The sequence below is a fragment of the Magnetospira sp. QH-2 genome, from assembly GCF_000968135.1.
GTDB lineage: Bacteria > Pseudomonadota > Alphaproteobacteria > Rhodospirillales > Magnetospiraceae > Magnetospira.
On record NZ_FO538765.1, the window covers coordinates 140,393 to 166,922 of the forward strand.

Annotated in this window: 26 protein-coding genes and 1 tRNA gene; 13 read left to right on the top strand and 14 right to left on the bottom strand. The window is 59.3% G+C overall.

The features are described from left to right. Nucleotides 1-46 precede the first annotated feature (46 nt). Nucleotides 47-1,177 (bottom strand): hypothetical protein, encoded by a 1,131-nt coding sequence (locus MGMAQ_RS00700; protein ID WP_252508663.1) that lies wholly within the window; start codon nucleotides 1,175-1,177, stop codon nucleotides 47-49. 300 nt (nucleotides 1,178-1,477) lie between these two features. Between MGMAQ_RS00700 and MGMAQ_RS00705 the strand changes: the two genes are divergently transcribed. Then, a tRNA-Arg gene (locus MGMAQ_RS00705) sits at nucleotides 1,478-1,554 on the top strand. 468 nt (nucleotides 1,555-2,022) lie between these two features. On the opposite strand, the gene MGMAQ_RS00710 is transcribed toward MGMAQ_RS00705, so the two are convergent. Next, nucleotides 2,023-2,967, bottom strand: coding sequence for an MBL fold metallo-hydrolase (locus MGMAQ_RS00710; RefSeq protein WP_148560773.1), 945 nt, complete (start codon nucleotides 2,965-2,967; stop codon nucleotides 2,023-2,025). Nucleotides 2,968-3,042: 75 nt separating this feature from the next. Between MGMAQ_RS00710 and MGMAQ_RS00715 the strand changes: the two genes are divergently transcribed. Further along, on the top strand, nucleotides 3,043-4,209 hold the full coding sequence (locus MGMAQ_RS00715; RefSeq protein WP_198409145.1) for a metal-dependent hydrolase: 1,167 nt from the start codon (nucleotides 3,043-3,045) through the stop codon (nucleotides 4,207-4,209). Between the two features lie 100 nt (nucleotides 4,210-4,309). Here the strand turns inward: MGMAQ_RS00715 and dapA are convergent, their stop codons facing one another. From dapA to MGMAQ_RS00745, 6 genes are read right to left on the bottom strand one after another with little or no spacing between them, the layout of a single operon-like run. After that, the gene (gene dapA / locus MGMAQ_RS00720; RefSeq protein ID WP_046020016.1) at nucleotides 4,310-5,224 is read right to left on the bottom strand and encodes a 4-hydroxy-tetrahydrodipicolinate synthase; all 915 of its coding nucleotides are present in this window, start codon (nucleotides 5,222-5,224) and stop codon (nucleotides 4,310-4,312) included. A gap of 24 nt (nucleotides 5,225-5,248) precedes the next feature. Continuing rightward, nucleotides 5,249-5,968: a dihydrodipicolinate reductase C-terminal domain-containing protein gene (locus MGMAQ_RS00725; RefSeq protein ID WP_046020017.1), complete on the bottom strand. Its 720-nt coding sequence runs from the start codon at nucleotides 5,966-5,968 to the stop codon at nucleotides 5,249-5,251. Continuing rightward, entirely contained in the window at nucleotides 5,969-7,399 is a 1,431-nt protein-coding gene (locus MGMAQ_RS00730; RefSeq protein WP_198409146.1) for an aldehyde dehydrogenase family protein, read from the bottom strand. Next, the gene (locus MGMAQ_RS00735) at nucleotides 7,374-8,693 is read right to left on the bottom strand and encodes an FAD/NAD(P)-binding oxidoreductase (protein WP_046020018.1); all 1,320 of its coding nucleotides are present in this window, start codon (nucleotides 8,691-8,693) and stop codon (nucleotides 7,374-7,376) included. Before MGMAQ_RS00735 ends, MGMAQ_RS00730 begins: the two co-directional genes overlap by 26 nt. After that, a complete protein-coding gene (locus MGMAQ_RS00740; protein ID WP_046020019.1) occupies nucleotides 8,683-8,958 on the bottom strand; it encodes a 2Fe-2S iron-sulfur cluster-binding protein in 276 nt (91 codons plus the stop codon). Before MGMAQ_RS00740 ends, MGMAQ_RS00735 begins: the two co-directional genes overlap by 11 nt. After that, complete coding sequence (locus MGMAQ_RS00745) at nucleotides 8,955-10,151, bottom strand: FAD-binding oxidoreductase (protein WP_148560774.1); 1,197 nt, start codon at nucleotides 10,149-10,151, stop codon at nucleotides 8,955-8,957. Before MGMAQ_RS00745 ends, MGMAQ_RS00740 begins: the two co-directional genes overlap by 4 nt. Before the next feature lie 285 nt (nucleotides 10,152-10,436). Between MGMAQ_RS00745 and MGMAQ_RS00750 the strand changes: the two genes are divergently transcribed. The 11 genes from MGMAQ_RS00750 to MGMAQ_RS00800 all read left to right on the top strand — a co-directional run bounded on the left by MGMAQ_RS00750 (nucleotide 10,437) and on the right by MGMAQ_RS00800 (nucleotide 20,570). After that, entirely contained in the window at nucleotides 10,437-11,270 is an 834-nt protein-coding gene (locus tag MGMAQ_RS00750) for a transporter substrate-binding domain-containing protein (protein WP_046020020.1), read from the top strand. 121 nt (nucleotides 11,271-11,391) lie between these two features. Next, nucleotides 11,392-12,054 carry an amino acid ABC transporter permease gene (locus tag MGMAQ_RS00755; protein WP_046020021.1) on the top strand — a complete coding sequence of 221 codons (663 nt, stop codon included), beginning with the start codon at nucleotides 11,392-11,394 and terminating at the stop codon, nucleotides 12,052-12,054. 15 nt (nucleotides 12,055-12,069) lie between these two features. Continuing rightward, nucleotides 12,070-12,834: an amino acid ABC transporter ATP-binding protein gene (locus MGMAQ_RS00760; RefSeq protein WP_046020022.1), complete on the top strand. Its 765-nt coding sequence runs from the start codon at nucleotides 12,070-12,072 to the stop codon at nucleotides 12,832-12,834. A 94-nt stretch (nucleotides 12,835-12,928) separates the two neighbouring features. Beyond that, nucleotides 12,929-14,077 carry a saccharopine dehydrogenase family protein gene (locus MGMAQ_RS00765; RefSeq protein ID WP_046020023.1) on the top strand — a complete coding sequence of 383 codons (1,149 nt, stop codon included), beginning with the start codon at nucleotides 12,929-12,931 and terminating at the stop codon, nucleotides 14,075-14,077. 13 nt (nucleotides 14,078-14,090) lie between these two features. Further along, entirely contained in the window at nucleotides 14,091-15,017 is a 927-nt protein-coding gene (locus MGMAQ_RS00770; RefSeq protein WP_046020024.1) for a LysR family transcriptional regulator, read from the top strand. 170 nt (nucleotides 15,018-15,187) lie between these two features. Continuing rightward, on the top strand, nucleotides 15,188-15,688 hold the full coding sequence (locus MGMAQ_RS00775; protein ID WP_158498738.1) for an NUDIX domain-containing protein: 501 nt from the start codon (nucleotides 15,188-15,190) through the stop codon (nucleotides 15,686-15,688). Nucleotide 15,689: 1 nt separating this feature from the next. Then, nucleotides 15,690-17,312 (top strand): aminoglycoside phosphotransferase family protein, encoded by a 1,623-nt coding sequence (locus MGMAQ_RS00780; RefSeq protein ID WP_046020025.1) that lies wholly within the window; start codon nucleotides 15,690-15,692, stop codon nucleotides 17,310-17,312. Next, nucleotides 17,305-18,195 (top strand): GAK system ATP-grasp enzyme, encoded by an 891-nt coding sequence (locus MGMAQ_RS00785; RefSeq protein ID WP_046020026.1) that lies wholly within the window; start codon nucleotides 17,305-17,307, stop codon nucleotides 18,193-18,195. Before MGMAQ_RS00780 ends, MGMAQ_RS00785 begins: the two co-directional genes overlap by 8 nt. After that, nucleotides 18,192-19,289 carry an HprK-related kinase B gene (locus MGMAQ_RS00790; RefSeq protein WP_046020027.1) on the top strand — a complete coding sequence of 366 codons (1,098 nt, stop codon included), beginning with the start codon at nucleotides 18,192-18,194 and terminating at the stop codon, nucleotides 19,287-19,289. Before MGMAQ_RS00785 ends, MGMAQ_RS00790 begins: the two co-directional genes overlap by 4 nt. Next, nucleotides 19,289-20,239: an NUDIX domain-containing protein gene (locus tag MGMAQ_RS20145; protein ID WP_046020028.1), complete on the top strand. Its 951-nt coding sequence runs from the start codon at nucleotides 19,289-19,291 to the stop codon at nucleotides 20,237-20,239. Before MGMAQ_RS00790 ends, MGMAQ_RS20145 begins: the two co-directional genes overlap by 1 nt. A 61-nt stretch (nucleotides 20,240-20,300) precedes the next feature. Then, nucleotides 20,301-20,570, top strand: a complete 270-nt coding sequence (locus MGMAQ_RS00800) for an amphi-Trp domain-containing protein (protein WP_046020029.1) — start codon at nucleotides 20,301-20,303, stop codon at nucleotides 20,568-20,570. A gap of 44 nt (nucleotides 20,571-20,614) precedes the next feature. Here MGMAQ_RS00800 and MGMAQ_RS00805 read toward each other — a convergent pair whose 3' ends face one another. From MGMAQ_RS00805 to MGMAQ_RS00830, 6 genes are read right to left on the bottom strand one after another with little or no spacing between them, the layout of a single operon-like run. Next, nucleotides 20,615-21,541 (bottom strand): carbohydrate kinase, encoded by a 927-nt coding sequence (locus tag MGMAQ_RS00805; RefSeq protein ID WP_046020030.1) that lies wholly within the window; start codon nucleotides 21,539-21,541, stop codon nucleotides 20,615-20,617. Then, nucleotides 21,538-23,019 (bottom strand): mannitol dehydrogenase family protein, encoded by a 1,482-nt coding sequence (locus MGMAQ_RS00810; protein ID WP_046020031.1) that lies wholly within the window; start codon nucleotides 23,017-23,019, stop codon nucleotides 21,538-21,540. The genes MGMAQ_RS00805 and MGMAQ_RS00810 overlap by 4 nt, the downstream gene beginning before the upstream one ends. Then, entirely contained in the window at nucleotides 23,019-23,792 is a 774-nt protein-coding gene (locus tag MGMAQ_RS00815) for an L-iditol 2-dehydrogenase (RefSeq protein WP_046020032.1), read from the bottom strand. The genes MGMAQ_RS00810 and MGMAQ_RS00815 overlap by 1 nt, the downstream gene beginning before the upstream one ends. Next, nucleotides 23,789-24,790: an ABC transporter ATP-binding protein gene (locus MGMAQ_RS00820; RefSeq protein WP_046020033.1), complete on the bottom strand. Its 1,002-nt coding sequence runs from the start codon at nucleotides 24,788-24,790 to the stop codon at nucleotides 23,789-23,791. Before MGMAQ_RS00820 ends, MGMAQ_RS00815 begins: the two co-directional genes overlap by 4 nt. A gap of 9 nt (nucleotides 24,791-24,799) precedes the next feature. After that, nucleotides 24,800-25,630 carry a carbohydrate ABC transporter permease gene (locus MGMAQ_RS00825; RefSeq protein WP_046020034.1) on the bottom strand — a complete coding sequence of 277 codons (831 nt, stop codon included), beginning with the start codon at nucleotides 25,628-25,630 and terminating at the stop codon, nucleotides 24,800-24,802. Nucleotides 25,631-25,633: 3 nt separating this feature from the next. Beyond that, nucleotides 25,634-26,506 carry a carbohydrate ABC transporter permease gene (locus MGMAQ_RS00830; protein ID WP_046020035.1) on the bottom strand — a complete coding sequence of 291 codons (873 nt, stop codon included), beginning with the start codon at nucleotides 26,504-26,506 and terminating at the stop codon, nucleotides 25,634-25,636. Between the last annotated feature and the right edge of the window lie 24 nt (nucleotides 26,507-26,530).

Sequence of the window (26,530 nt, forward strand, 5' to 3'; positions counted from 1 at the left end):
CCAATGTGGGTCATTGCGGTCGCGAAATCAAGGGTCGGATGAGGCTCTAACGCAGGTAGAGATGCACTTCATTGGAAATCGCCGTGACGCTGGTACGCGCCGAGACGATAATCCGATTCGGCGGCAGCCCCATATCCACCAGTTCCCGCAAGACACCCTCGGCGCTCCGCTTGGCGCGGCTGGTGTTGAGAGCGACGCGGGCATTGCCCCCGGCAGCCGGTGCAACGGCTACCAGATCGAAGGTGGCATCCGGACGTGCCTTCAAGACCTGACTGACGGCATTGTAGAGAGCCTGTTGATAGGGCACGTTTTCACGGTCGAAGCGGATCAGCACCACCGGACGACGGCCTGTGGTATCCATCGGGCTGGAGCCCACCTGCAAGCCGGGGCCCCCCACTTGATGGGTCAGGCTCTGGCCGAACATTTCACCGGTCTTGACCCCGACGCCCAAGGTATTCAGGTCGGCGCGGGCGCCGCGCACATAGTCGGTGGAGCGGCGCATGTCGTCGGACAGTTCGCCCAAAAGGCGCTCGATGAGAACGGCGGTGCGCTTGGTTTCGTCTTCCAAGACGGCCAACTGCTCGTGATCTTCGTCAACGGCACCGGACAAGCGGAACGACGAGGTCACGGCTTCGGTTAGATACCCGGCCATGGTGGCGTCGGCGGTGACGGACTGGGAAACCTTGTTCATTTCGGCGATATTGGCGCCCATGCGGTCCAGGTCTTCCAGCGCGCTATTGTACTGCTGCACGAGAATCGGGTTGCCGGGGGTGGTGCCCACCTGCAAGCGGGCATAGATGGCGGCCAAGGTGCCGTGGAATCGCTGGGCATGCTGGACGGTTCCGGCGCGCACCTGCTGCAATTGTTCGTTATGCTGAGTGATCGAGCCGTGCAAACGAGAGAGTTCGTCGCGCATCTCGATGACTTTCTTGCCCACATAGGTGCCCGTGGGCACGCCGGGGCTCACGGATTGAGGCTGAAAATCACCGGTGCCCAATTGCGGCATGGGTGCCACCGGCGCCGCGGGCTCAACGGGTGTGGTCTGCAATCCGGCCGGGACCGCGTCCTGCCCTTCGGCGGTCTGCGTCGCGGCTTGATCCTCTCCTGCAGGGTCCTCTCCGGTCAAAGAGGGCCACAAGGCTTCTTCCGTAAAGGAACAGGCCGGAACCAGGAGCACGGAGCTCAATAACATTATTCTAATGCTTTTATTCATCACGCGCGTCTGTCTGATGCCCCCAAGGACTGACACTATGGCCGGGGATTAGTGGATGATTGGTTAACGTGCAACCTATACCAGTCGGCAAATGCCATTCCCCCTGAGATTTTTCAGGATATTAAACAAAGCCGGGAAGCGCGACAAGCAGCGATTTCATTGTAGCGAAAGTTCTTTTCCCATTCGCATTCGGCCTCTTGACCTCTTTGGGCGGTTTGAGTATGGTCCCGCTCTCTTTGGCGGGGAGCCTGTCTCCCTCGCCCTGCGCCCGTAGCTCAACTGGATAGAGCACCTGACTACGGATCAGGAGGTTAGGGGTTCGAATCCTCTCGGGCGCGCCATTCTTTTCAATGTCTTAGTGGTCGTCTCGCGATTTCCCTGGTTTTCCGGGGTAACGGCGGTCGGCGCCTTTTCAGCAAGCTTTGTCGTGGATGACGCTGCCAAGGAGCCGGAGATAGGCCAACTCGATTTGGCACGATGCCTGCGCGCAGGAGCCGGAACGTTTTGGTGGAACAGCCGATTTCTCCCCCCATGAGATAGGGTAACCCGTCAATTCCGTAGGGTGATCCCTCTTCTGCAAGGGCGATCAAGACCCATTTGCTCCCGTCAATGGCATTTCTCCCAAACGCAGGATTCGCGGCCAGACCCTTGTCCGGGCTTTCGGGTATGGGAGCAGTGGATGGGCCTCCAGTTTTCTTGACATTCCTATTTTCGATTGACGCAACACTGAGGCGTGGAATTGGCTTGGCCTGCCTGCCCCTGAGGCAAAACAATTCGGTCAGAATGGGTCATATTAAACGCGAAAGCCTTCAGAAGTTTTCGTTTTCGACTTCCAGGTAAATAAAGCTAAGAGTCCGCCCCAATTGGTCAAAACCGTACCAATGTTGGTATGCCGAGAGTTCCGACAGAACCTTGTCGCGCATTTCGAAATCGGCCTCCCCTGCTTCGTAGTATTTGGTGACAGCGCTTCGCATGGTTGAAACGAGAGACAGGAAATTCTCGACCATTTCCCGCCCGCCGGTGTTTCCATGCCCGGGGATATAGTGCTTGATGTTTGGGCGTTCCAACACAATCCGAACCGCCTCCTCAATCCCGGCAAATGAGCTTTCGTGCGGTCGGTTGCCAAATGCCCGTCGGTTCATCACCACATCTCCAAGGAACAGCGTCTGTTCGCCTGGAATCTCGATCATAATGTCGGAGTCCGTATGCGCGTGGTCGACGGGATAGAGAATGTTGAACGCCTCGCCCCCCAACCGCAGAGTCTCTCCACCAACCAGCGTTTGGTCAGGCCGGACAATTTCCGTACCCGCCATGGCGACCGGCGCCATGCCCTTAAACAAGCTCAGCCACTCTTGGTCCGCCCCGTCGTGTATGCGCTTGATGGCATTTTCGTGCGCATAGATGGGCACAAGGGGATAGGCCTTGCGGATCGCGTGATTGCCAAACCAGTGGTCCCCATGAACATGCGTGTTGATCACCGCGACGACGGGTTTGGTGGTGACGGATTTGATGTGATCCAACAGGATTTCGCCAACGCCGGTGCTGCTACCGGGGTCGATCACCACCACGCCGGATGGCGTCACCACGAAACCTGGGTTGTTGATGAACGCCTTGTTTTCGTTGGTCGGCAGCGACACCATGCCATGGATCACGTAGACTGACTCCGTCACGTTCACCAACGGCATTTTCTTTACTTCGGTTGCCGAGATTTGCACATCGTGGGCCGGCGAGGGTTTGGACAACAGGCCCGTCAAAACCACCGCGATGCAGGCATAGATAAAACCCTTGAATGTCGTCTTGGAAAACAAATTACATCCCCCAGCCTATAGGTGTTTCTGTCAACAATCGCGAATGAGCAGCGACGCTCATGGAATCAATTTGTACAAGGGCGGTTTCCCGTTGGACAAACAGAATATGAAAGCTATCGTCGGCAACAGTTGGCTCGCAAGGGCGAAAACAGTCCTGCGGCTTTGGTCAGTATCATTTCTGGAAGTGACATGGATCCGTTAACCCAAGGGGCGATCGGCGCAGCCCTACCCTTGTCAACACGCTCGGCAGGCCGTGAAAAACTGGCCGGTATCGTCGGATTCATGGCCGGTATGGCGGCGGATTTGGATGTTCTCATTCGATCATCCTCCGACAGCTTGTTGTTTTTGGAATACCATCGCCAGTTCACTCATTCATTGGCGTTCATCCCGGTGGGTAGTCTGGGCGTCGCCCTGTTGCTCTATATGCTGTTTCGAAAATGGATCGGGCCGAATTTCTGGCTCATCTGGATGTTCAGTGCGCTGGGGTATGCGACGCACGGCCTGTTGGACGCCGCAACGTCATATGGCACCCAGCTTCTCTGGCCCTTCAGCGACACACGCTTTGCCGCCAGCATCATTTCCATTGTCGATCCCTTGTTCACCGGTCCCGTTTTTCTGCTGGTGATCGTTTCTGTTCTCAGCAAGAAAAACCTGTGGGCCCGGGCGGCGATGGTCTGGGCGCTGGCCTACCTGGGGGTCGGCGCCTACCAGAATCTGGCAGCGACAGCCCTGGCGGAACAGGTGGCCGAGCAGCGCGGGCATCGGCCCGTCCGTCTGGAAGTCAAGCCGACCTTCGGCAACCTGGTTGTCTGGAAAAGCATTTACGAAGCGGATGGCCGCTTTTATGTGGATGGCATCCGCCCAAATCCGAAACCAGCGACCTATCCCGGTACATCCATCCTCAAACTGGATGTCGATCGGGATTTTCCCTGGCTCGACAAATCATCGCGACAGGCGCGGGATATTGAGCGCTTTGCTTGGTTCAGCGACAATTTTCTCGCCAAGGCCGAAAACGACAGCATGAGAATCATCGATATGCGGTATTCGTTTTTGCCCACCGAGATTGCCCCGCTTTGGTCCATTCGGTTGGACAAAAGCGCGCCCGTTGATGCCCATGCGCAATACGAATCACATAGAGCGAATGCGCGTGAAAGCTTGGACAAGCTGATGGGGATGATATTCCAATGAGCCATGTCGCCCGGCCACAAACCGGACTCGCGTGAGATGGAAATGAAGGTCCGGTTCTTGACGGGGGCAGGCACCGAGAAGCAGGTCGATTCCATGATCCTCACGCGTTCATGACGCGTCCACGATCTTCGGCGTACTGGTTCAGCGCGGCAACCAACAGGGCCAAGGTCTCCTGGCCCATGGGGACCAGGGGAAGCCGCAAGGTGTCTCCGACCCATGCCCGAAGGGCCATGGCCGCCTTGACCGGTGCGGGACTGCTTTCAATAAACAAGGCCCTGGCAAAGGGTGTCAAGATCTCGTGGAGTGCCAGGGCGCGCTGATGGTCCCCGCTCTGCCAGGCTTGGTAAAGGGCGACGCAGATCTCTGGATCGAAATTGGCAAGCACGCTGGTCAATCCGCTGGCCCCCAGGGCATAAAACGGCAGCGCCAGCCCGTCATCGCCGCAATGAATGGCGAACGAAGGGCCGCAGGCTGCCCGAAGCGCGGTCACCCGGGCCGGGTCCCCCCCCGCTTCCTTGAGGGCGACGATGTTGGTGCGGGACTGGCAGAGTTCCGCGGCGGTTTCGGGTTCGATGGCAATCCCGGCGCGACCCGGCACGCTGTAGAGCACATTGTCTACCGCGGCGCAGTCTGCGATCGCCTGAAAATGTGCCACCAACCCCCTTTGCGATGGCTTGTTGTAGTAGGGGGTGACCAGCAGGACGCCATCCACGCCGACATCCGCCGCGCGCCGGGTGGCCTTGACGGCCTTATCCGTGGCATTCGATCCGGTTCCCGCGAGGACATAGGCTTGGCCGTCGACCCGCTTGACCGTCCGCTCGATCAGCGACACTGCTTCATCTTCGGACAATGTTGCCGCTTCTCCGGTGGTTCCCACCGGTAGCAAACCCGAGATGCCCGCCTGTAATTGCCGGTCGATGAGGGCGTCGAACGCCGACCAATCGATGTCGCCCCGGTCGGTGAATGGCGTGACAAGGGCGGTGAAAACACCGTCGAGCCGTCTTTGTTCGGGCATGGGAAACTCCTTGAGCTGTATTGACTAGGGCAGCATATGGACCGGGGCGTAGTATCCGTTCGGTCGGCCGATGAGCCACTGCGCGGCCCGCACCGCACCCATGGCATAGGCCGCGCGCGAATGAACCGTAAGGGTGAGATCAATGGTGGCGGCGCCATAGGCCAAGGTGACCCTGTTCACGCCGGGCGTATCGCCGATTCTTTGGATGTCCTGAGTGATATGCCGCTCTGACCCATCTAATTCCTTGATGGATTCAAAAAGCGTTGTCATGCGCTGGGTCGTTCCCGAGGCCAGTTTCTTTTTTCGCGCGTTATAGATCTCTCCCACGGTTACCGCTGCGTCAGGCAGACCGGCGACTAGATCGCTCGCGGCCTTGAGGAAGTCTTCAAATCCATGGGTGAAATTGGTGCCGACGAGGATCGGGCGGACGGCGCCTTCGGCGGTTAATCGGTCGGCCTGTTCGGCTGTAAATCCGGTTGTGCCGACAACCAGGGGCGTTGCCATTCCCCCTAGCCGGTCGAGAAGCGCCATGGTCGCCGCGGGAGTCGAAAAATCGATCACCGCGTCGCATTTCTCCAGTTGGGCGCCTGCCAGGTCATCGCCTTTTCCGTCTTTTGCCGATTGCGCCGAGACAATGGGAATCACCTGCCATTTCGATCCCGGTTTCCGCATCAGCGCGACGAGTTCCCGCCCCACCTTGCCGGAGGCACCGACCACGGCCAAGATTGTGTCTTGCCCGGCCATTTAATCGATCACCACTTTGGTTTCCGACATTTCCCGGATCGCAATGCGGACGCCCTCGCGCCCGAGCCCGGACCCCTTCACGCCGCCGAAGGGTACATGCTCGGCGCGGAAGTCCGGGCCCTCGTTGACCATGACACCACCGACCCGCAGGCCCCGAGCCAGCTTGCGGATCTGATCATGGCTGTTGCTGTAGATGCCGGCCTGTAGTCCATAGTCGCTGGCATTGATCTCGGCCATGGCGGCATTGAGATCGGTAAAGCCGCGCAGGGCCAGAACCGGTCCGAAGGTTTCCGTCTTCAGCAATCGCGTGTTCGGGTCCAGTCGGTCGATCACCGTTGGCGCGACCATGGTGCCGGTCCGCGTTCCGCCAGCGAGGATCCGGGCGCCCCGGTGGGTGGCTTCCTCCAGGCGGTCCATCACTTCTTGTGCCGCCGCCTCGTCGATCACCGGGCCCATGTGGGTGGCTGGTTCCGCCGGATCACCGAGGGAGGTTGCCTCGACCAGCGGCATCAGCCGGTCCAGGAACGATTTACGAACAGACTCGTGGATATACAGCTTCTTGACCGCCGCGCAGCTTTGTCCGGCGATCTCGAAACGCTGCAACACGGCGGTTTTGGCCGCGGCGTCCAGATCCGCGTCAGGCAGTACGAATAAGGGATCGTTACCACCCAATTCCATCAGACACCGGACCAACCCGCTGGCCTGTTTCAATGCCAACCCGCCTGCCGGGCCGCCGGTAAAGCTCAATAGGTCGATGGGCGCGCGGACCAGGGACAAGGCGCATTCCGCCCCGCCGTGAACGATCTGGACCAATCCCTTCGGCGCTCCGGCCTCCTGGCACAGATCGACCAGGTGCTGAGCCGCAAGGGGCGCTTTGGGCGAGGGTTTGACGATCACGGCATTGCCTGCCGCAAGGGCGGGGCCGAGCTTGTGGCACAACAGATTGACCGGATAGTTGAACGGAGTGATTGCCGCGACGACCCCGGTGGGGACATAGGTCACCACGGCCTGGCGATCCACGCCCTGTGCCACCACCCCGCAATGAAGAACCTCGCCATCCAGGAAGGTTGTTGCGTCCCCGGACAGCCGAAGGGTGTTTCCGGCTCGGATGATTTCCCGCAGGGCCTCGGTGATCGTCTTGCCGACCTCGGCGCAGACCGTCGCTGCCAGTATTTCCCGGTCCCGGGCGACCAGTGCGACGATCTTCTCGATCAAGGACCTGCGCTGGTAGGGGGTCGAAAACCGGAATTCTTCGGCGGCGCGCCGGGCCATAGCGACTTTTTCGTTGATCTCGCTCGGATCCGCCGAACACAGTTCGCCGACGGAGGCACCGGTAAACGGGTTGAAAACCTGAAAGGTTTCGGTGTCGGTCGGGGCAGGCATGGCAATTCTCTGGGACATCATTTCAAGGGCTTTCGTTTTCAGGGGCATGCTCTGATTCATCGACGGCCTTGATCAAGGCCTGCACGGAGAGGGGGCTGACCGGCCAGCGGGGTCGTCCGATGGTCGAGGTGTCTGAGAAGGGAGAGTCGCTGGTCAGTCGCCGCACCCATTCGGCGCAGAAGCGCCCTTGGCAGGCCCCCATGGCAAAACGACCGAGCAGGCGAAGTTCTCTGTCGGTGGCTGTTCCCAGCGCGCGCAGGTCTCCCAAGGTCCGGTTCTCGCAGCGGCAAAGGACGGTGTCATCCGGCATGCGATCGAGATCAAATGGATCCGGATGATCGTAAACGGCCCGCAGACGGGTTTGGGCCCGGCGTTGACGGTCCAAGGTATTGCCTGGCTCCCGAACGACCTCCGCGCCGGTCAAATGGGCGGCCAATTCGTGGCCCACGCGTAATCCGTCCGCTGCTGCCGCGCGGGCTCCCAATAGTTCCCGGCAATCGCCCGTGGATCGGACGGGAATGCTCAAGGCCGAATCGAGGCCAAAGGTGTTTTCCCGCAATCCGTCATGCAGCCCCAGCAGGTCGGACTCGAGGATTCGGGTCCGACCGTGCCTGTCCTCGACAATCACCTTGAGAGAGGACGAGGAGCCTCGGCCCTCGATACGAGACACATGACGTCCCGACAAAAGAGGAACCCGCGCCGCCATCAAGATTCGCATATAGGTCATGGCCTCGAACAGGTATTCCCTGGGCAGACCGAGGGCTTGCAGGGGGTGGCGGAACGGTTGTGCCGCCTCAATAATCGCCAAAGGCGGGTTTCCAGCCTTGGCCAAACCGGCACCGACGGCCAGCATCATGGGCCCGGTTCCAGCCAGGACAATCCTGCCAAGGGGCGCCCGACCGGTGGATTTGAGCTGGCTTTGAATGCCGCCGACCGTCATCACGCCGGGCAAGGTCCAACCCGGTCGTGGTGTGACCCGCTCCACGGCGCCCGTGGCCAGGACCAATGCGGCGGGGCAGATCATCCTGTTCGCCCCTTCTTCGCGACCGGTGATCAAGGCCATGCCACGCTGGTCGATCCCCATGAAACGGGTCGTGCACCGGACCGCGATCCGCTCTTTCTGAGCCTCATACCGCGCCACGATCCGCGCCCAACGCCGTTGGTGATCCGCCAGCATGGACAAGGATTCGGCGCCGGGGTTTGGCGCCCGGTGAATGTTGCCGCCAAGAGCCGATGTCCGATCAATGAGACGGACTCTGACTCCCCCTTCCGCCAGGGCCGTTGCGGCGGAAAGACCGGATAGGCCGCCACCCACCACGAGAACCTCGGACTCAGACCTCATCGGTTCCTCCCCGATCAGGCGGCATATCAACGGACTGGAACCGCAGATCGTTCCCGCACAGGGTCAAGCAGGCTTCGGTCAAGCCTCCTTCTCCGTCCCGAATCAGGCAACTCTGGCATTGTCCGATCCCGCAGAACACGGATTGTGGCTTGCCGGCCAGGCTTGGCCCGAAAGCGCGGATGCCCGAACGCATGAGAGCCGTTGCCACGGTGTCCCCGGGCTGAAAGGGAACGGCCTGCCCATTCCAGTAGATGCTGGATGTCATGACGCCATCCTCCCTTCTCGGAATCGGTTCGGGGACAAGGACTGCAGATCCTCCGACACGGCCTGCCCGGCGATCATCGCGGCAATCTCCCGACCGACGAGCGGGCACAGACAAATGCCATCGCCTTCGAAGCCTGTTGCGACAATGACTCTGGGAGCCTTGTCCAGAGGCCCGACAATGGGTATGCCGTCATCGACCGCGGCACGAACACCGGCGAACACGCGGATAATCCGCAGGTGGGTCAGGGCCGGGTAACAGTTCGCCGCATGGGTCAACAGGCGCTGAACTGTCTTGAAATCGGTTCGGCTCGGATCGCCGTCGTTTTCCCGCGTGCTCCCGACCAGCAATTGCCCGCTGGCCAAGGGGGCGATGACAATCGGCGGATTGGGTAATGTCGCTTGGCGTTTGTTTTTGTTGAGCAAATAGGCTCCGGCCATCAACTCGCCCGCCAAAGGGACCGGCAGCCGGTCTCGTTCGGTCACGATGAGCTGTCCCGACCGAGGCGTGATGGGCAGCGCCGGGATCAGGCTCTTGGCTCCGCCCCCGGTGGCCAGCACCATGTATGGGGCCTCCAGATCCCCCTGGTCGGTATGGGCCAGAACGCTGTTTCCGGTCGCGCCGACCTCCAAGACCTTGCAGGGCCAGAAGGTATCCAGCGGCCGGGCTCGGAGGAAAGCGTTGACGGCCGCATAGCCGAGCATATGCCCCTCGCCGGAAATCTCCAGGACCCGATGAACGATGGGGCCAATCCCGGGCATGGGCGAGAGACCCTGCCGGTCGGCGAGCACGGTGACCTGATCACCCAGATCGGCCAGCCTGTGGCTGACATCGTCAAGAGCCTGATCTTCCTGCGGCGACGTGCTGAAATAGTATGAGGGGCGCTTTGCGAATATACCGGACAAAGGCCCGGACTCCTGGGCCAAACCATGGCAATAACGCAAGGACTCCAGCCCGAGCCGGGTCATTGGGCCCGGTCTTTTGCTGCAAACGGAAACCGCGCCGTCCGCAGCTCCCGAGGCCGCGGCCGCGGGTCCGACGGCATCCACAACCGCCACCTTCATGCCCTTGGCTGAAAGGTGATAGGCTACCGAAGCGCCGATGACTCCGGCTCCTGCGACTATGACATCGTACTGGTTGGACATGGCGACCACGGGTCGGTGTTGCGGACTGAACGTCACTCCGATCAGCCCCAAGGGTATCGTCGAGTCGAAGCCCCCGCGATACAAAGGTTGGACCCGATAATGCAAAAATTATTGCAGCTTGAGGGAGGTGCAACGCCAGATACCGAGCAAGGTTTCCTAGAGTTACAAATATGTTTGTAAAGTTAGCGCGTCTTATTGCATTGCCAACTCGCTGTAAAACAGGCTCGATTACACAGTGTTGCATATTCAGGAGGGCGGTTTCTCGGCGTTCCATATCAGGCGCTTCGTTCCAGCCCGCCGAACAAAACAACGACACGAACATATTGGGAGGATTTGATGATTTCGAGAAAAACGCTGATTTCAGCTTTCGTGGCCGCTGCCGTGCTGGCGATCACCCCCACGGTCGCCAAGGCTGGCGATAAACTGAAGGAAATTCGCGACCGGGGAACCCTCCGGATGGCGGGCATTCTCAATGAAGACCCCTATTTCGCCAAGGATCCCCGCAGTGGGGAATGGCGGGGTTTCGCCGTCGAAATGGCTCGGGATATTGCCAAGACCATCGGCGTTAAACTGGAGGTCGTGGAATCAAGCTGGGGCAACTCGATCCTGGATGTTCAATCGGGCAAGGTCGATCTGGCCTTGGCGTTGACCGCCCTGCCGAAGCGCGCCATGTCCATCCACTTTACATCGCCCACCTATTACAACAGCTTCGTCATCATCTCGCCGAAAAGCGCGCTGAAGGGCAAGAACTGGGCCGAGTTGAATGATCCCAGCCACACCTTTGCCGTCGATCTGGGGTCCGCTCAAGACAACATCACCAAGCAGTATCTGCCCAAGGCCAATATCCTTAGGTTCAAGACCCGGGACGAAGCCATTATCGCCGTTGCCACAGGCAAGGCGGAAGGCCTGATCAACACGGTCCTGAACGGCATGGTCATGACCAAGAAAAACAAGGCGTTGGGCATGGTCTATGTTCCGCACCCGGTGCTTTCTTCTCCCTCCGTGATCGGGCTCAACCACAACACCGATTCAACATGGAAGGGCTTTGTCTCGGCTTGGGCGGACTACAATCGCCAGGTCGGCAACAACCAGACATGGATCGTCAACGGTCTGGCGCCGTTCGGCATTGGCCTCGAAGACCTGCCTGAAGGCTTTGACATCGGCGGATAACGCCTCCCCTCTGCAAGCCGTGGCCCGTATTCTCTTGGGGTCACGGCTTCGAATGCCACGATTTCTTGATAGGCTGGGCGCCGCTTCTAAGCCTGGTGCGTAGAATGGGAGGTGGACGGCCATGTACAACTGGGATTTCTATACTGTATCCCAATCGCTTGATCTGTTTTTCGATGGGTTGCTCAACACATTTCTCTATACCGTCGGCTCGATCGCAATCGGTGTTGTCATCGGATTGACAACCTGCTTTGCCCGCCTCTCAAGATTCATGGCGGTCCGATTGGCGGCGCGATGCTATCAGGAAGTCTTCCGCTGCACGCCGCTGCTGGTTCAGATCATGTGGGCTTACTACGCCTTGCCGCTGCTGATCGGTGTGACGATTCCCAACTATGTTGCCGGATTGATGACCCTGTCATTGTACGTGGGATCATTCTACGCGGAAATCTTCCGGGGCGGCATTCTCGCCGTGGACCGCGGCCAGTCGGAAGCCGGCGCCGCATCGGGCATGTCCCAGGCCCAGGTGATGCGCCATATCGTGCTCCCCCAGGCGGTCAAGAAAATGCTGCCTGCCTTCATCAATCAGTCAGTCATTCAGGTCAAAAATACGTCTCTGCTTTATGCCATTTCCGTGGCTGAACTGACCTATATGACCTACGTCGTCAATGGCGAGACCTACCGGCCCATGGAATCCTACACCATCGCGGCGGTCATGTACTTTGCCATGCTTTTCCCCCTCACCCAGTTCGCTGATCGTTTCGAAAAGCGGATGCGGGCCAGCGATTGATGGGATCCATACGCCATGAATACTGAAACCGTACCGGTACTATCCGTTCGCGGACTACAGAAATCCTATGGTGACCTGGAAGTCTGCAAGGGGATCGACTTGGATCTGTCCAAAGGCGACGTCCTGGGCATTATCGGCCCTTCCGGGTCGGGGAAATCCACCTTGATCCGTTGCCTGAACATGATGGAAATGCCGACCGGCGGCACGCTCCGGTTTATGGGCAAGGAGGTGATCCCAACGTTCAAAAACAAGAAAGACCGGATCGGCATCGGTGAATTGCGTCGCCGGGTCGGCATGGTTTTCCAGCACTTCAATCTCTACCCCCACCGAACGGTCTTGGAGAACGTCACCATGGGGCCAAGGATTGTTAGGAAAATCCCGCAAGCTGAAGCGGATTCCGATGGAATGGAATTGCTGAGCCAGGTCGGACTGGCCGAGAAACGGGATGTCTATCCCAATCATCTTTCCGGCGGCCAGAAACAAAGAGTGGCCATTGCCCGGGCTTTGGCCATGAAACCGGATGTGATGCTGTTCGACGAGGTTACCTCGGCCCTTGATCCCGAACTGGTTGGGGAGGTGCTGGTGGTGATTCAGAAGCTGGTGGAAAACGGCATGACCATGGCCCTGGTGACCCACGAGATGGCCTTTGCCGCCGACGTGGCGAACAAAATGATCTTCCTCGACCAAGGAAACATCGCCGCCAGCGGCGACCCGGCCTCGGTGCTTCACAACCCGGAATTGGAGCGGCTTCAATCGTTTCTGGCCCGCTTCCATGCTTAGTTCCTACGCGACATGACCGGGTTCATCAGGGTCGCGCAGGTTTATTACCGGGCTCCATTGAGCCCGACCTGCGCTAGGACAAGGAGAGGCAGCCATGGGGATTGAGGAGAAACGAAACAGAGTTGTCATCGCGGGCGCGGGCCGGGTGGGACTGACCATCGCGCAGATGTTCTCCAAGGACCCTCGTTATGCGGTGACTCTGGTCGATCCCGTGGAGAATCAAGTCAGAAAGGCCCAGGCCCTGGGGCACGAAACCGTTGAAGGCTGCGCGACCGATACCGAGGCCATGGAGCGCCTGTTGAATGGCGCGGCGGCCGTGGTCGAGGCGGGACCGGACTTCATCGCCGCGCCCCTGGCGCAGGTGGCGCGGGAGGTGGGCTGTCCCTATGTGGATCTCACCGAAGATTACATCACGGCGGCGGGCGTCGCCGCCATTGCCGAGGGGGCCCAAAGCCCCTTTGTTCCCCGATGCGGAATCGCGCCGGGGTATATTTCCTCGGTGGTGGCCAGCATGGCGCGGGAGAGCGGCGAGGACGCGGAGATCCGAGCCTACGTCGGCGTCTTGCCGGTTCAAAAAACCAATCGGCTGGGATATGGCAATCTTTGGAATATCGGCGGGTTGGTCAAGGAATACCTGAACCCGTGCCAGGCGATTGTCTCGGGGAAAAAAACAGCACTATCCCCATTGTCTCAGTATGAGCAACTCACCATCAATGGCCAGGCATTGGAGGCCTTCGCCACGGCGGGGAGTCTCGACGAGTTGGCCGACCAATTGGAAGGGCGCCTGAAAACCCTAGTATTCAAGACGTTGCGTTTCCCGGGTCATCTGGATTACATCCGCTTCTTGTTGGAAGATCTGGGGCTGGCCCATCGAACAGATATGCTCGAAAACCTGTTGATGAATGGCCTGCCGATCATCGAGACCGATCAGGTGATCATCTTTGTCACTGCCCGGTTCAAACGCACAAGCGATACCGGCAATCTGATTCACGAACGATCATTCCATCAAATCATCCCCTCGCGCAGGCGGGAGGACGGTTCCCAGGCCGGAGCCTTGGCCGTGGCCTCCGCCGCCCATGCATGCAGCGTCGTCGACATCCTCTGCTCGGGCACCGAACAACGGGGGGGCCTGCTTCGGCATCAGGATATCGACCTGCCGCAACTGGAACGCAGTCCGTTTTATGGGACCTTGTTGACGGCGCCCCAGCATCCGCCTAATGATTCCCATTCAAGTGGGATTTAAGGGGTGGGACAACATGGGGAGCAGGCCGGACGACCATCCCCGAAAGAAAATCGATATCTCGCTGCTGCAAACCTTTCATCACGTGGCCCGGTCGGGCTCCTTTTCTGCTGCCGCCCGGGAGCTGAATATCTCCTATCAGTCGGCGGCCAATCATGTGCGCCGCTTGGAACAGATGTATGGCGCCAAGCTGGTCGAAGCGGAAAAGGGATCCCGCCTCATTCATTTGACCCCACAAGGCAAGGCCTTGCGTGCCTCTCTCGGTCGGGAGTTGGAAACCATCCTTTCGCGCATTTCGGTTTTGATGCACGATGTGCGGACCGTGCTGAGGGTGGGGGTGCCGCAAGCTCTGTTCCATCATTTTTTCGCAAGAGTCTTGGCGGAATTCCGACAGCGCGACCCTGATATCGAGCTTTCATTCTTTGAACGGGATACCATCTTGGAAGAGATGATGCTCGAAGGGTCATTGGATGTCTGTATCAGCGAGCGCCACTTCGGGGACTCCGTGATCACGCAGCACCTGATCTGTGAGTACCGCCTGAGTTTGATCTATCCGCAAGCCTGGTTCGACCGGACATTGACCGAAAGCGAGATCGGCCTGCTGATCGACCGTCCCTTTATCAGTTATGAACCAGGGCAAACCATTCGAAGTCGCTCCTTGGACTTCCTTTCCGGGATTTTTGGACAGGAACCGAATATTTCCACCTCCACCTCCGGCAGCACCAGTATCGCCAATCTGATCAAAGCCGGGCTCGGATACGCCATTGTCCCTCAATGGTGCGTGCCTGATGGTGACCGCCATGTGCCGAAAATTATTCTCGATGGGGTCAAGCCGGTCAAAATCTACTATGGAAACTCGGCATTTCTTGAAAACAACGAGTATGTCACCGCCCTGTACGAGGCCTGCCGGAATGTCATCCTGACCGAGTTGGAAGGCGATTGAGATTACTCCCTCGGGCGTGCGGCGGTCCGCGCTATGGCAGATGAACAAGGATGGAGCCCGAGCCAGCTGTTCATCGGCTCGACAAGCGCTCTTGTCAAAAGCGGAAGGGCCAAATCGACGGTTCGGTGTATGGTCTCCTTTTCTCCGGCGGTTCAATTGGCTATAGTGGAATGAAAGCCATGCCTTCGAACCAGAATCTCACACCCCATCCAAGTGTTGTCCTGCCGGGAATCCGAAACGGCTTGCGCGCCGTGATCCGGCGTGATGACAAGATCCTGATGCTGCGCAAGAGCAGCTCGGCCTACGGTGAACGTTACGTGCTGCCGGGCGGCACGCAAGATCCCGGTGAGACCATCGATCGGGCTCTGAACCGGGAATGCCGCGAGGAAATCGGAACGGGCGTGGAAATCATCGCGCTTCTTCATGTCGCGGACTTTTTCAAGCCCCGCGACACGGATCCGCCAACCTATCGGCATCAGATCGAGTTTCTGTTGTCCTGCCGCGTTCCCGAAAGCTATCAGGCCACAACAGGATCGAAACCCGACCGCCATCAGGTCGGTGTGGTCTGGCTCCCCTTGGATAACCTGGCAGCGCAACCGGTGTTTCCTTGTCAGCTTGTCGAAATCCTTCGTTCCCCGCCCAGCGCGGTCTATCTCGGAAGGATCGACTGACATGCAGGCCCCCATACCCATCGACGAGAATTTGCGTTTCTTGATCATCGAGGTCCGCTCTCATGCGACCGAACTGAAGAGCTTCTTTGAGTCCGGGGCACAGACCCCGACGACACAAATGATGGACCGTAACCATTACATATACTCGATCAAGGCAAGAATTCACGGCATGTGCCTGGAGGTGTTTCAGTCCCGCAAGAAGAATATCCTGGACGGGCGCTCTTTCTGGGCGCTGGGAGCCGTGGCAACGGCGTTGGCGCGTATATCGGACCTATGCTGCGACTGTGTTCGACACGCCCGTCGGGCGCGCAAATCAGGTCACTGTCGCTGCTCGGACCTCGCGGCCATGATGCGTGAAGTGCTACATGGCATCGCGCTCATCGAAACGGCCGAGGGTCGGTTCGACTTGGAACTCGCCATGGAGGTCTGCGGCACCCAACCCCGCCTGGCCCGCGACCACAAGCGATTGGTCAATCGCTTGATCAAACGGAAGAAATCCAACACCGTAATCATCGACAACCTGTATATCGCCCAGAAAATCGAGGAAATGGGTGAATCCCTGCTGACAATTGGCGAGGCGGTGATCTCGGCGAACCTGGGTCTGGATCTGGATATCGATCGTTACCAGACCCTACGCTCTTCGCTCGAAAAGATGCATAACGGCGCCCAGGCAACCATTGAAACCCTGGCCGAAACGCGCTCCGGCAGCGGGGTGTCCGGTATATCCGATCCGGACAACGACGACGACCAGATCATCGCTGTTCTCAAGGATGGCAAGAAGCGCAAGCTCAAGGCGGAACGCCAGAAAGTAGAGGTCTGGAACGGGGTATTCCCGGGGCTGGCTCCGAAAATCCTTTCCTATCGCAAGCATGGTGATCGAGCCGGGCTGCTGATTCAGCACCTGCCGGGCTTGACCTTCGAGCAGATCGTAATGACGGAATCCGCCCCGGCCCTTAAGAAAAGCTTGGCGGGGCTGAAGAGAACCCTAAAGGCCGTCTGGGCCAAGACCAAATCCGAGCAGACCGTCTCGGCCCGTTTCATGGAACAGCTGCATGGTCGGCTAAAAGACGTCTATGCGGTTCATCATGATTTCCGTTCCGGTAGCGTGGTTTACAACGGTTTGCGCGCGGAATCCTTCGAGCGGCTGATCGAGCAGGCCCGCAAAGTCGAGGAGAGCTATCCAGCCCCGTTCTCGGTCTATATCCACGGAGACTTCAACATCGACAACATCCTGTTCGACCAGGCCGAAAAGGACATCCGGTTCATTGACCTGCACCGCTCCTGCCAAATGGATTATGTGCAGGATATATCGGTGTTCATGGTGTCCAACTATCGTCTTCAAGGCCTCGACGAGCCGCTCCGGCTTCGCATTCGCGGCGTGGTGACGGATTTCTACCAGTTTGCCCGCACGCAAGCCAAACGCGCCGATGACACCTTTTTCGAGGTCCGCCTGGCCCTGGGACTGGCCCGCTCATTTGCCACATCGACCCGATTCATCTTGGACCGGCAACAGGCAGCGGGCATGTTTATGCGGTCGCACTACCTGCTGGAACGGGTTGCAAATCTGACGCCGAAATCCGCCAAGCGGTTCCGCGTGCCAGTAAGGGAGCTTTTCAATGGCTGAACCCAAAATCGGTATCGTCGGCATTCCGGGCAAATGGTCCACGGAAGCCCTGGCTGATGCCGTGGAGGCACGGACCGGTTTCCGGCTGGTGATCGACATGGCCGACGTGGTTCTCGACCTTCACGAGCGCCGCCTGATGCATGGAGATGTGGATCTCTGCGCCCTGGATGGCTTGGTGATCAAGAAAATCAGTGAAAGCTACTCCCCTCACGCTCTGGATCGGTTGGAGATGTTGCGCCTGCCGGAGGCCGCCGGTGTTCGCGTCTTCAGCCCGCCAAACGCCATCTTGCGGACCATCGACCGGCTGGCCTGCACCGTGACCCTGTGCAATGGCGGTATCCCCATGCCGGAGACCCTGGTCACCGAAAGCGTCGACCAGGCCGTTGAGGCGGTCGGGCGGCTCGGAACGGCGGTTTTCAAGCCCCTTTACTCCACCAAGGCCCGGGGTATGGCTGTCATCAACGGATCGACACCCGATAGGGAGATCCGGGCTGCCGTGGAGGCTTTCCATGCCGACAATCCTGTGATGTATCTGCAACGGAAGCTCGATCTTCCGGGGCGGGACCTGGGGCTTGTGTTTCTGAAAGGAAATTACCTGGGAGCCTATGCCCGGGTTGCCGGCGGCGAGGCCTGGAACACCACCATCCACAGCGGTGGCCGATACGCATCGTTCGAACCACCGGGAGAATGGATCGATCTGGCAAAACGGGCGGTGGATCTGTTCGGCCTGGACTTCACCACCGTCGATCTGGCCGAGACAGCGGACGGACCGGTGATCTTCGAGGTTTCAGCCTTCGGTGGATTTCGGGGTGCCAAGGAAGGGGCCGCGATCGATGCCGCGGCCCTTTATGTCGACCATGTTCTGGAAAGGGTCCGCCCATGACCGATGCCGCCGTATTGGCGTCCCACATGGCAGGGGACCTGATTCTTTGCGACACCCCCCTGGACCTGGACCTGGGAGGCGATGGTTTCACTCTGCGCGTGGTTTCCAACGAGGCGCGGTTGATTGACAGTCTGCGGCACTATTTCCGCCATCTGTCGGCACCAAGCACCGTTCCGGACCGGGTACTGAAAGTCTGGCAGAGGGAAGAGGTTCCTTGTGATATTCCCTTTGCGGACTGGAGCCGCGAACCGGGCAAAACAGGGCGCAAGGACGCCTACGCGGACCTGCCGGATGCCCGTCTGGTACGCAAAGTTCGGACCGGAATGCTGTTTCTCCAGGCGGCGGATAGGGCGGTCTGCGCCGGGCCGTGTCTGGCGAACGAAAACCAGGTGATCAACTTCATCAACTCCCAATACATGACTTGGCTGCAACAGCGCGGCAACCTGATCTGCCATGCGGCGGGATTGGCCGCCAACGGGCAGGGGCTGGGACTGGCCGGGTTGTCCGCTGGCGGCAAGTCGACCCTGATGCTGCACCTGCTTGAACGAGACGACGTTACCTTTGTCTCCAACGACCGGCTGCTCGTGCGCCGGGAGGATGGCAAGACGATCGCCCGCGGTATTCCCAAACTGCCCCGAATCAATCCCGGCACCGTGGTCCATAACCCGCGCCTTCATCCCTTGATCGATGACGAACGGCGCCAGGAACTTCTCGCCTTGCCCAACCAGGCGCTTTGGGAGCTGGAGCAAAAACACGACGTGGATATCCTGACCCTCTATGGGGAGGACCGGATCGTTCCGCAAACGCCGCTCTCTGCCTTCGTCATCCTCAACTGGTCGCGGGACTCGACAAAGCCTTGGCGATTGCAGGAGGTCGACCTTGCAGACCGGCGGGACCTCCTGCGGGCAGTGATGAAGTCGCCCGGGCCATTCCACCAATATGGAGACGGCCGGTTCCAGGCCGACCATATGCCCTTCGATGAATCCGCTTATCTCTCCGCCTTGGCCCATGTATCCTGCCACGAAGTTACCGGACAGATAGATTTTGACGGCGTTTCCGCCGCTTGCGCGGCACGCTTGCTGGGAGCCACTTGATGACACGTGAACTACTCATTCTCCGTCACGGCAAGGCCCAACCGGGCCGAGGAGCGAAAGACCGGGATCGCGAACTCAAAGACAAGGGCAAGCGTGATATTCAGCGGATTGGCGTCTGGCTACAAGAGAATGAGCGGTTACCCGATGCAATCCTCGCCTCGCCCGCGGAACGGGCTTGGAGCACGGCTCAGAAGTCCTTGAAGGCCGGGGGCGCGGGCACCGAGGGCCTGAGCAAGGAAGAGCGCCTCTATGACGCCTCCCTGAAGGATTTGAAGTCCTTGCTCGCCAAGGCGTCCAACGGTACAGAGCGGCTGATGCTGGTGGGGCACAATCCCGGTCTAAAGCAATTGGCGGCCTATCTGACCGGATCGGGTGAATTGCTGAGTAAGGGAATGCTGCTGCGGATCGGACTTCCCGACGATTGGGGCAAGCTGAAGAAGGGGTGCGGGCAACTGCTCGACAGGGTGGATCCCGGAGACCTGCCGAGGCTGTTTCCGTTTCCCGGGCCGGGCTCTTCGGAGATGCGGGACCGGCCGTCCTACTACTATACTCAGTCTTCGGTCATCCCCTACCGCCTGCACGAGGGGGCCGTCGAGATTCTGGTCATCCAGTCGAGCAAGCAACATCATAGCGTCGTGCCCAAAGGCATCAAGGAGCCGGGCCTCACCCCACAGGCCTCGGCGGCCAAGGAGGCCTGGGAAGAAGCCGGCGTGGAAGGCTATGTGGAAGACGCGCCGTTAGGGGCCTATGGATATGAGAAATGGGGCGCCAACTGCACCTGTACGGTCTATGCGATGGCGGTCAGGCGGGTGGTGCCCGAGGCGGAATGGAAGGAGAGCCACCGGGGGCGGGTCTGGATGCCTCCCGAGGAGGCGGCCGCACGATTGAAGCAGAAAGAGCTCGGGCCTTTGGTCATGGCCTTGGCCGAGCGGTTGCGGCAAACGTCATGAAGGCGCCGTCGTCCGCTACGGCCCACCCCGAAGGGCTCAAACCCATGCCGGAGAAATCCTGATGAAGAAAACGCCCAGCACCTTCAAGCACGAATCCCTCCAGGACCGGCAATCGATCAAGAGTATTTTGAATGCGATCACCAAGGGGATCGGCCAGGGAAAGGTCAGCTTGAGCGACGAAGACGACGAGGTGGTGCTATCCCCGGAGGGCCTTCTGCATTTGCGGGTTTCGGCGACTCAAGACGGCACCGACAATCGCCTGACCATCCGCCTGGATTGGCGCTCGGATAAAGAGGCCCCCAAGCGAAAAGCCCTTGCCGTAAACAAGTGACGGAAGCTGTCCTTGGATGGCAGTCCTTGATCAAGACGGATACTTTAGCAGGAAAGCGCCGCGCGCCAGGGCGGGTTCGCGCCGGCTTGGCCCACGGTGTAGGCGGCCACTTCGGCACCAAGCGCAAGGGCCTTTCTCAAGGCATCTTCATCGAGTTGTGTCAGTCCATGCTTCGACAAGCCGCCGGTTTGGCGCAGACCTGCCAGGAATCCGGCGTTGAAGGTATCCCCCGCGCCGACCGTATCCACCACCGCGACCGGTTGGGTCGGGACGGTGATCTCGTGGTCGCGGGTGATGGCCCTGGCCCCCTTGTCTCCCATGGTCAGCGTGACAATGGACGCCCCCCGGTCGATCCAGTCCCGGGCCACGATCTCGAACGCTCGCCCTGGTTCGAGCCAATCCAGGTCTTCCTCGGATACCTTGATGATATCGCTCATGGCGATCATCCGGTTGAGTCGCTCCCGATAAGCCGATTCATCGGTGACGAACCCCGGTCTGATATTGGGATCGAGGGAAATCACGGCTTTCTCATACAGGCGCCGCATCAAGGTTTCATAAGTGGACCCACAGGGTTCCGGAATCAGGCTGATGGCCCCAAAATGCAGCGCTTGGGCGGTGTCGGGCAGGATCGGCAGGTCGTCCGCGGACAGCATTCGGCCAGCGGTGTTTTCATCCATGAAGCTGTATTGCGCGTTACCGCCGGAGAGGGTGACGAAAGCCAATGTGGTCGGTCTGGCGCTACGCACGCAATAGGCCGTGCCGACCCCTGACTCATCTAGAAACGCCATGAGTTTGCGGCCAAACATGTCGGTGGAAAGACCGGAGAGGAACTGCGTGTCTTCGCCCAGGCGACCCAGCGCGACAGCGGTATTGAACACCGCCCCACCCGGCACCGGAAGGAAGGCCTCGCGGTCGTCCGCCAACCGCCGGGGGAGCATATCCATAAGGGCCTCGCCGCAGCAAATGATCATTGAGGACCTCCGTTTCCATAGGTCCGCAATGTCCGTGCGACCCCGTTGGAAAGCAAGGACAATAGAGCCCGGCTGAATGTTTCGGCAAAGGTCTTGTTGTCACCCAAGCCGCCGAATATATCGGTGTTCTCCAGGAACGCCGTGGGGTGGGTCTTGGCTTGATGGGCTCGCTCCATCAATTGATCGGCGCTTTCGTCTTCAAGGGTGATGGACCAACCATCTTCCGTTTCACCCATGCAGTAGCGGCACCACAAGGCCACTTCCAAAGCCAGGCCATCTATTGATTGACCGGCTTCGAGGCGGTCGGTCAAGGTCGGCAAAATGAATTTTGGTTGCCGGTTGGAGCCGTCAAGGCAGAGGCGGGCAATGGTATCGCCGATCTTAGGGTTGGCGAAACGATCCAGGACGGTCTCCAGGTAGAGCTGGAAATCGATACCGGGAATCGCCGGAATCGTCGGAATGATTTCTTCCTGGGCCAGTTTATGGAGATATCCCCGGATCAGCGGATCGGACATGGCATCATGAACGTACCGATGCCCCAACAAAGCCCCCGCATAGGCGATCGCACCGTGACCGCCGTTGAGGATGCGCAGCTTCATCAGTTCATAAGGGGCCACGTCATCGACGAATTCGACGCCCACCTTTTCCAAGGCCGGGCGGCCGGCGGGGAAGTTGTCCTCCAACACCCATTGATGAAAAGGCTCGCAGACCACGGGCGACGCATCCTCAATGCCGAATTCGGTTTCGGCGAGCTTCAATTCGCGATCGCCGGTGGCGGGGGTGATGCAATCGACCATGCCGTTAGGGAAGGCAATCTCAGAGGCGATCCATTCTCCAAGCTCCGCTGATTGAGCCTCGGCCAACCCGACCATGGTGCGCCGGGTGACGTCACCATTCTCGGGTAAATTATCGCAAGAGACGATGGTGAAGGGGGGCAAGCCCCGCAAGCGACGTTGACGCAGGCCGGCCAACAGCATCCCGAAAACCGAACGGGGGCGCGCCGGAACCTGTCGGTCATGAACCATATCAGGATGCGCGGCATCGAAACCGCCGGTCTCGGTATTGATGTAGTATCCGCCTTCGGTCACGGTCAGGGACACAATACGTATTCCCGGATGCGTCATGGCCTCGATCAAGGCCGAGGGATCCACGGGCAGGAAATCGATCATCGACCCGCAGACCACCGCTGTGTTGCCCGCGGGGTCCAGCTCTATGACGGTGGTCAGCCAGTCTTGTTTACTCAGCAGTTCTCGGGTCTTGGCATCGTGGGGCCGCACCCCGGCTCCGACAATGGCCCAATCATGATCGCTTCCCAGATTGAACAGACGGTCCAGGTAGATCGCTTGGTGGGCCCGGTGGAAGTTGCCCACACCGATGTGCAGGATTCCGGGAGTCAGCGCCGAACGGTCATAACCCGGGACCGATACGGTCGCCGAGAGGGCGGGCAAATTGTTCTGGTTCAATTTGGTTGCGGCCATTAGTTCATCCAATTCCCGCCATCGACGTTAAAGGTCTGGGCCACCACGTAGTCGCTTTCCGCGCTGGCTAGGAACACCGCCATGCCGGTCAGATCCTCGGCCGTCCCCATGCGGCCATAGGGCACCTCGGCTCCGACCAAACGTTTTTTTTCTCCAAGCGGGCGGTTCTCATACTTGGCGAACAAGGCGTCCACGCCGTCCCAATGATCGCCCTCGACAACGCCGGGCGAGATGGCGTTGACGTTGATGTGATGCTTGATCAGATCCAGCCCCGCCGATTGGGTCAGGCTGATGATAGCCGCCTTGCTGGCGCAATAGATCGCCACAAGAGGCTCGCCGCGCCGCCCGGCTTGACTGGCCATATTGATGATTTTACCGCCCTGACCGCGCGCGATCATGGATCGGGCAACGGCCTGCATCATGAATAGTGTCCCTTGAACATTGATGGCAAACACCCGGTCGTAGCTTTCTTGGGTGATTTCGACCACCGGTGCCATATCAAAGATGCCGGCATTGTTGATCAAGATATCAATGCCGCCCGCCCGCTTGGTCACGAGGTCCACGGCCTTTTGGATGGAATGAGCGTCGGTGACGTCGAGGGGGACGGCGAAGGCCCCTTTGCCAATGTCGCGGGCCGCTTGCTGGGCACCGGCCAAATCGATGTCGCCGATGGCCACGGTGGCGCCCTCGGCGGCATAGGCCTTGGCGAAGGCCTTGCCGATGCCTCGGGCCGCCCCGGTAACCAGGGCGGTTTGATTTTCCAGGCGGTTCATCGAATGGTCTGCCCGTTTTCGGCGAAGCGATAGATGCGTTCGGCATCCGCCGAGACATGGATCGTATCGCCGTGGTCAAGGTCCACGTCTCCTGCGGCCCGAACGGTCATGTGGGTCCCGTCCGCCAAGGTGACGTATAGAAAGGTGTCCGACCCCAGGTGTTCGGCGACGCCTACTGTGCCCTGCCACAGGCCGCTGTCCTTGGACAGGGTCAGGTGCTCGGGACGGATGCCAATGGTATGGGCGTTGTACGCGGCCGCCGCGGCACCGGTCAGGAAGTTCATTTTCGGCGAGCCGATAAAGCCGGCGACGAACAGATTGTCCGGATTGTGATAGAGCTCCAACGGTGAGCCCACCTGCTCAATGAACCCGTCATGCAGCACCACGATCTTGTCGGCCATGGTCATGGCTTCCACCTGATCATGAGTCACATAGATCATGGTCGTTTTGAGGCTCTGGTGCAGTTCGGAAATCTCCAGGCGCATATTGACCCGCAGGGCTGCATCCAGATTGGAGAGGGGCTCGTCGAACAAGAACGCCTTGGGCTCGCGGACAATGGCCCGACCGATGGCTACCCGCTGACGTTGGCCGCCAGAGAGCTGACCGGGACGGCGGTCGATATAGCTGTCCAGATTGAGAACCTTGGCGGCGCCATCGACCTTCTTGTCGATCTCGGCCTGATCCATTCCCGCCATCTTCAGCGGAAAGGCGATGTTCTTGCGCACCGACATATGGGGATAGAGGGCATAGGATTGGAACACCATGGCCAGTCCCCGACGTGCCGGGCGCACATCGGTGGAATCCATGCCATCAATGGCGATACGCCCGGAGGTGACGTCCTCCAAACCGGCGATCAATCGAAGCAGCGTGGATTTGCCGCAGCCCGACGGGCCGACGAAAACCACGAATTCGCCTTCATTGATCTCCAGATCGAGAGGGGGAATGACTTCGACAGGGCCGAAGCTTTTTGTGACTTGTTCAAGAATAATGCTTCCCATAATCCGCTCCTATTTCACAGCGCCGAAGGTAAGGCCGCGTACCAATTGCTTTTGACTGAACCAACCCATGATCAGGATCGGCGCAATCGCCATGGTCGAAGCGGCGGAAAGTTTGGCGTAGAACAACCCCTCGGGGCTGGAATAACTGGCGATAAAGGCCGTCAGAGGTGCTGCCTTGGCCGCCGTCAGGTTGAGAGTCCAGAAAGCTTCGTTCCAGGACAGAATGATGTTCAACAGCAATGTCGAGGCTATGCCCGGCACCGCCATGGGAGTCAGCACATAGACGATCTCCGACCACAAGGTGGCTCCGTCCATGCGGGCGGCTTCGAGGATCTCGCCAGGGATTTCCTTGAAGTAGGTGTAGAGCATCCAGATGATGATCGGCAGGTTGATCAAGGTCAGCACGATCACCAGCCCGGTGCGGGTATCCAGCAGTCCGGTATCCCGGAACAGCAGATAGATGGGGATCAACACGCCCACCGGCGGCAGCATTTTGGTGGACAGCATCCACATGAGCACGTTTTTGGTATGCTTGGCCGGAACAAAGGCCATGGACCAGGCCGCCGGGATGGCGATCAGCAATCCGAGCAACGTCGATCCCACGGAAATCACCACCGAGTTCATGAAGTGGCGGAAGTAGTTGGACCGCTCCTGGACCTCGGTATAGTTTTCGAACGTCCAGTCGAACCCGAGGAACAAGGGGGGCGAGGCAATGGCATCGGCCTCGGTCTTGAAGCTGGTCAGCACCGTCCAGAGGATCGGAAAGAAGATCAGCAACGCGACGCTCCAAGCCAGCACGGTGAACAGCGTTTTGGTTTTGAATTCAGCATTGATGTTCATGGATCACGCCTCCAGGTTCTTGCCGATCATCCGCATCAGGAAGATCGCAACGATGTTGGCCAGGACGACGGCGACAATGCCGCCAGCCGATCCGCCGCCCACATCGAATTGCAGCAGCGACTGGGCGTAGACGAGGAAGGTGATATTGGTGGACGCATAGCCGGGTCCGCCATTGGTGGTCACCAAGATCTCGGCGAAGATTGACAGCAAGAAGATCGTCTGAATGAGGATCACCACCGTGGCTGCCCGCGAGAGATGCGGCAGGACGATATAAAAGAACCGGCTGAATTTCCGCGCGCCATCCATTTTGGCCGCCTCGATCTGCTCCCGATCCAGGGATTGCAGGGCGGTAAAAAGGATCAATGTAGCGAAGGGCAGCCATTGCCAGGCGACAATCACGATGATCGAGAACAAAGGCGCCACGGCAAAGAAATCAAAGGGTTCAAGGCCCAGACCCGTCGCAACATGGGCGAACAGGCCGTTCACGGGGTTCATGAACATGTTCTTCCAGACCAAGGCCGAAACCGTCGGCATGACGAAAAACGGCGCGATGACCATGACCCGGACAATTCCGCGCCCCCACATGGGTTGGTCAAGCAAGATTGCGAGGCCGATCCCGCCGACGATGGTCACAAACAACACGCCACCAACCAGTAACAAGGTGTTGCCCAAGGCGGCGAAGAATGCCGGATCGGTGAGAAAGAATTCGTAGTTGCTTAGGCCGATCCATTCTTCCATCCCCGGAGTCAGGAGATTGTAGTTTAGGAAGGAGAAGTAGATCGTCATCGACAGCGGCACGATCATCCACCCAAGCAGCAGCAGGACTGCCGGAGAGACCATGAACCGTGCGGCAACGCGTGAATGGTCGGTAGCCATAACGCACTCCCTGAAGATTGAGAG

What these genes read in the sequence shown, in the direction of transcription:
- MGMAQ_RS00810 (WP_046020031.1), bottom strand. Translation starts at nt 23,019, where the DNA reads ATGGCCGCAACCAAATTGAACCAGAACAATTTGCCCGCCCTCTCGGCG.
- MGMAQ_RS00755 (WP_046020021.1), top strand. Translation starts at nt 11,392, where the DNA reads ATGTACAACTGGGATTTCTATACTGTATCCCAATCGCTTGATCTGTTT.
- MGMAQ_RS00825 (WP_046020034.1), bottom strand. Translation starts at nt 25,630, where the DNA reads ATGAACATCAATGCTGAATTCAAAACCAAAACGCTGTTCACCGTGCTG.
- MGMAQ_RS20145 (WP_046020028.1), top strand. Translation starts at nt 19,289, where the DNA reads ATGACACGTGAACTACTCATTCTCCGTCACGGCAAGGCCCAACCGGGC.
- MGMAQ_RS00785 (WP_046020026.1), top strand. Translation starts at nt 17,305, where the DNA reads ATGGCTGAACCCAAAATCGGTATCGTCGGCATTCCGGGCAAATGGTCC.
- MGMAQ_RS00815 (WP_046020032.1), bottom strand. Translation starts at nt 23,792, where the DNA reads ATGAACCGCCTGGAAAATCAAACCGCCCTGGTTACCGGGGCGGCCCGA.
- MGMAQ_RS00740 (WP_046020019.1), bottom strand. Translation starts at nt 8,958, where the DNA reads ATGACATCCAGCATCTACTGGAATGGGCAGGCCGTTCCCTTTCAGCCC.
- MGMAQ_RS00780 (WP_046020025.1), top strand. Translation starts at nt 15,690, where the DNA reads ATGCAGGCCCCCATACCCATCGACGAGAATTTGCGTTTCTTGATCATC.
- MGMAQ_RS00770 (WP_046020024.1), top strand. Translation starts at nt 14,091, where the DNA reads ATGGGGAGCAGGCCGGACGACCATCCCCGAAAGAAAATCGATATCTCG.
- MGMAQ_RS00800 (WP_046020029.1), top strand. Translation starts at nt 20,301, where the DNA reads ATGAAGAAAACGCCCAGCACCTTCAAGCACGAATCCCTCCAGGACCGG.
- MGMAQ_RS00830 (WP_046020035.1), bottom strand. Translation starts at nt 26,506, where the DNA reads ATGGCTACCGACCATTCACGCGTTGCCGCACGGTTCATGGTCTCTCCG.
- MGMAQ_RS00730 (WP_198409146.1), bottom strand. Translation starts at nt 7,399, where the DNA reads ATGCCCCTGAAAACGAAAGCCCTTGAAATGATGTCCCAGAGAATTGCC.
- MGMAQ_RS00760 (WP_046020022.1), top strand. Translation starts at nt 12,070, where the DNA reads ATGAATACTGAAACCGTACCGGTACTATCCGTTCGCGGACTACAGAAA.
- MGMAQ_RS00790 (WP_046020027.1), top strand. Translation starts at nt 18,192, where the DNA reads ATGACCGATGCCGCCGTATTGGCGTCCCACATGGCAGGGGACCTGATT.
- MGMAQ_RS00775 (WP_158498738.1), top strand. Translation starts at nt 15,188, where the DNA reads ATGAAAGCCATGCCTTCGAACCAGAATCTCACACCCCATCCAAGTGTT.
- MGMAQ_RS00735 (WP_046020018.1), bottom strand. Translation starts at nt 8,693, where the DNA reads ATGAGGTCTGAGTCCGAGGTTCTCGTGGTGGGTGGCGGCCTATCCGGT.
- MGMAQ_RS00820 (WP_046020033.1), bottom strand. Translation starts at nt 24,790, where the DNA reads ATGGGAAGCATTATTCTTGAACAAGTCACAAAAAGCTTCGGCCCTGTC.
- MGMAQ_RS00750 (WP_046020020.1), top strand. Translation starts at nt 10,437, where the DNA reads ATGATTTCGAGAAAAACGCTGATTTCAGCTTTCGTGGCCGCTGCCGTG.
- dapA (WP_046020016.1), bottom strand. Translation starts at nt 5,224, where the DNA reads ATGCCCGAACAAAGACGGCTCGACGGTGTTTTCACCGCCCTTGTCACG.
- MGMAQ_RS00805 (WP_046020030.1), bottom strand. Translation starts at nt 21,541, where the DNA reads ATGATCATTTGCTGCGGCGAGGCCCTTATGGATATGCTCCCCCGGCGG.
- MGMAQ_RS00725 (WP_046020017.1), bottom strand. Translation starts at nt 5,968, where the DNA reads ATGGCCGGGCAAGACACAATCTTGGCCGTGGTCGGTGCCTCCGGCAAG.
- MGMAQ_RS00765 (WP_046020023.1), top strand. Translation starts at nt 12,929, where the DNA reads ATGGGGATTGAGGAGAAACGAAACAGAGTTGTCATCGCGGGCGCGGGC.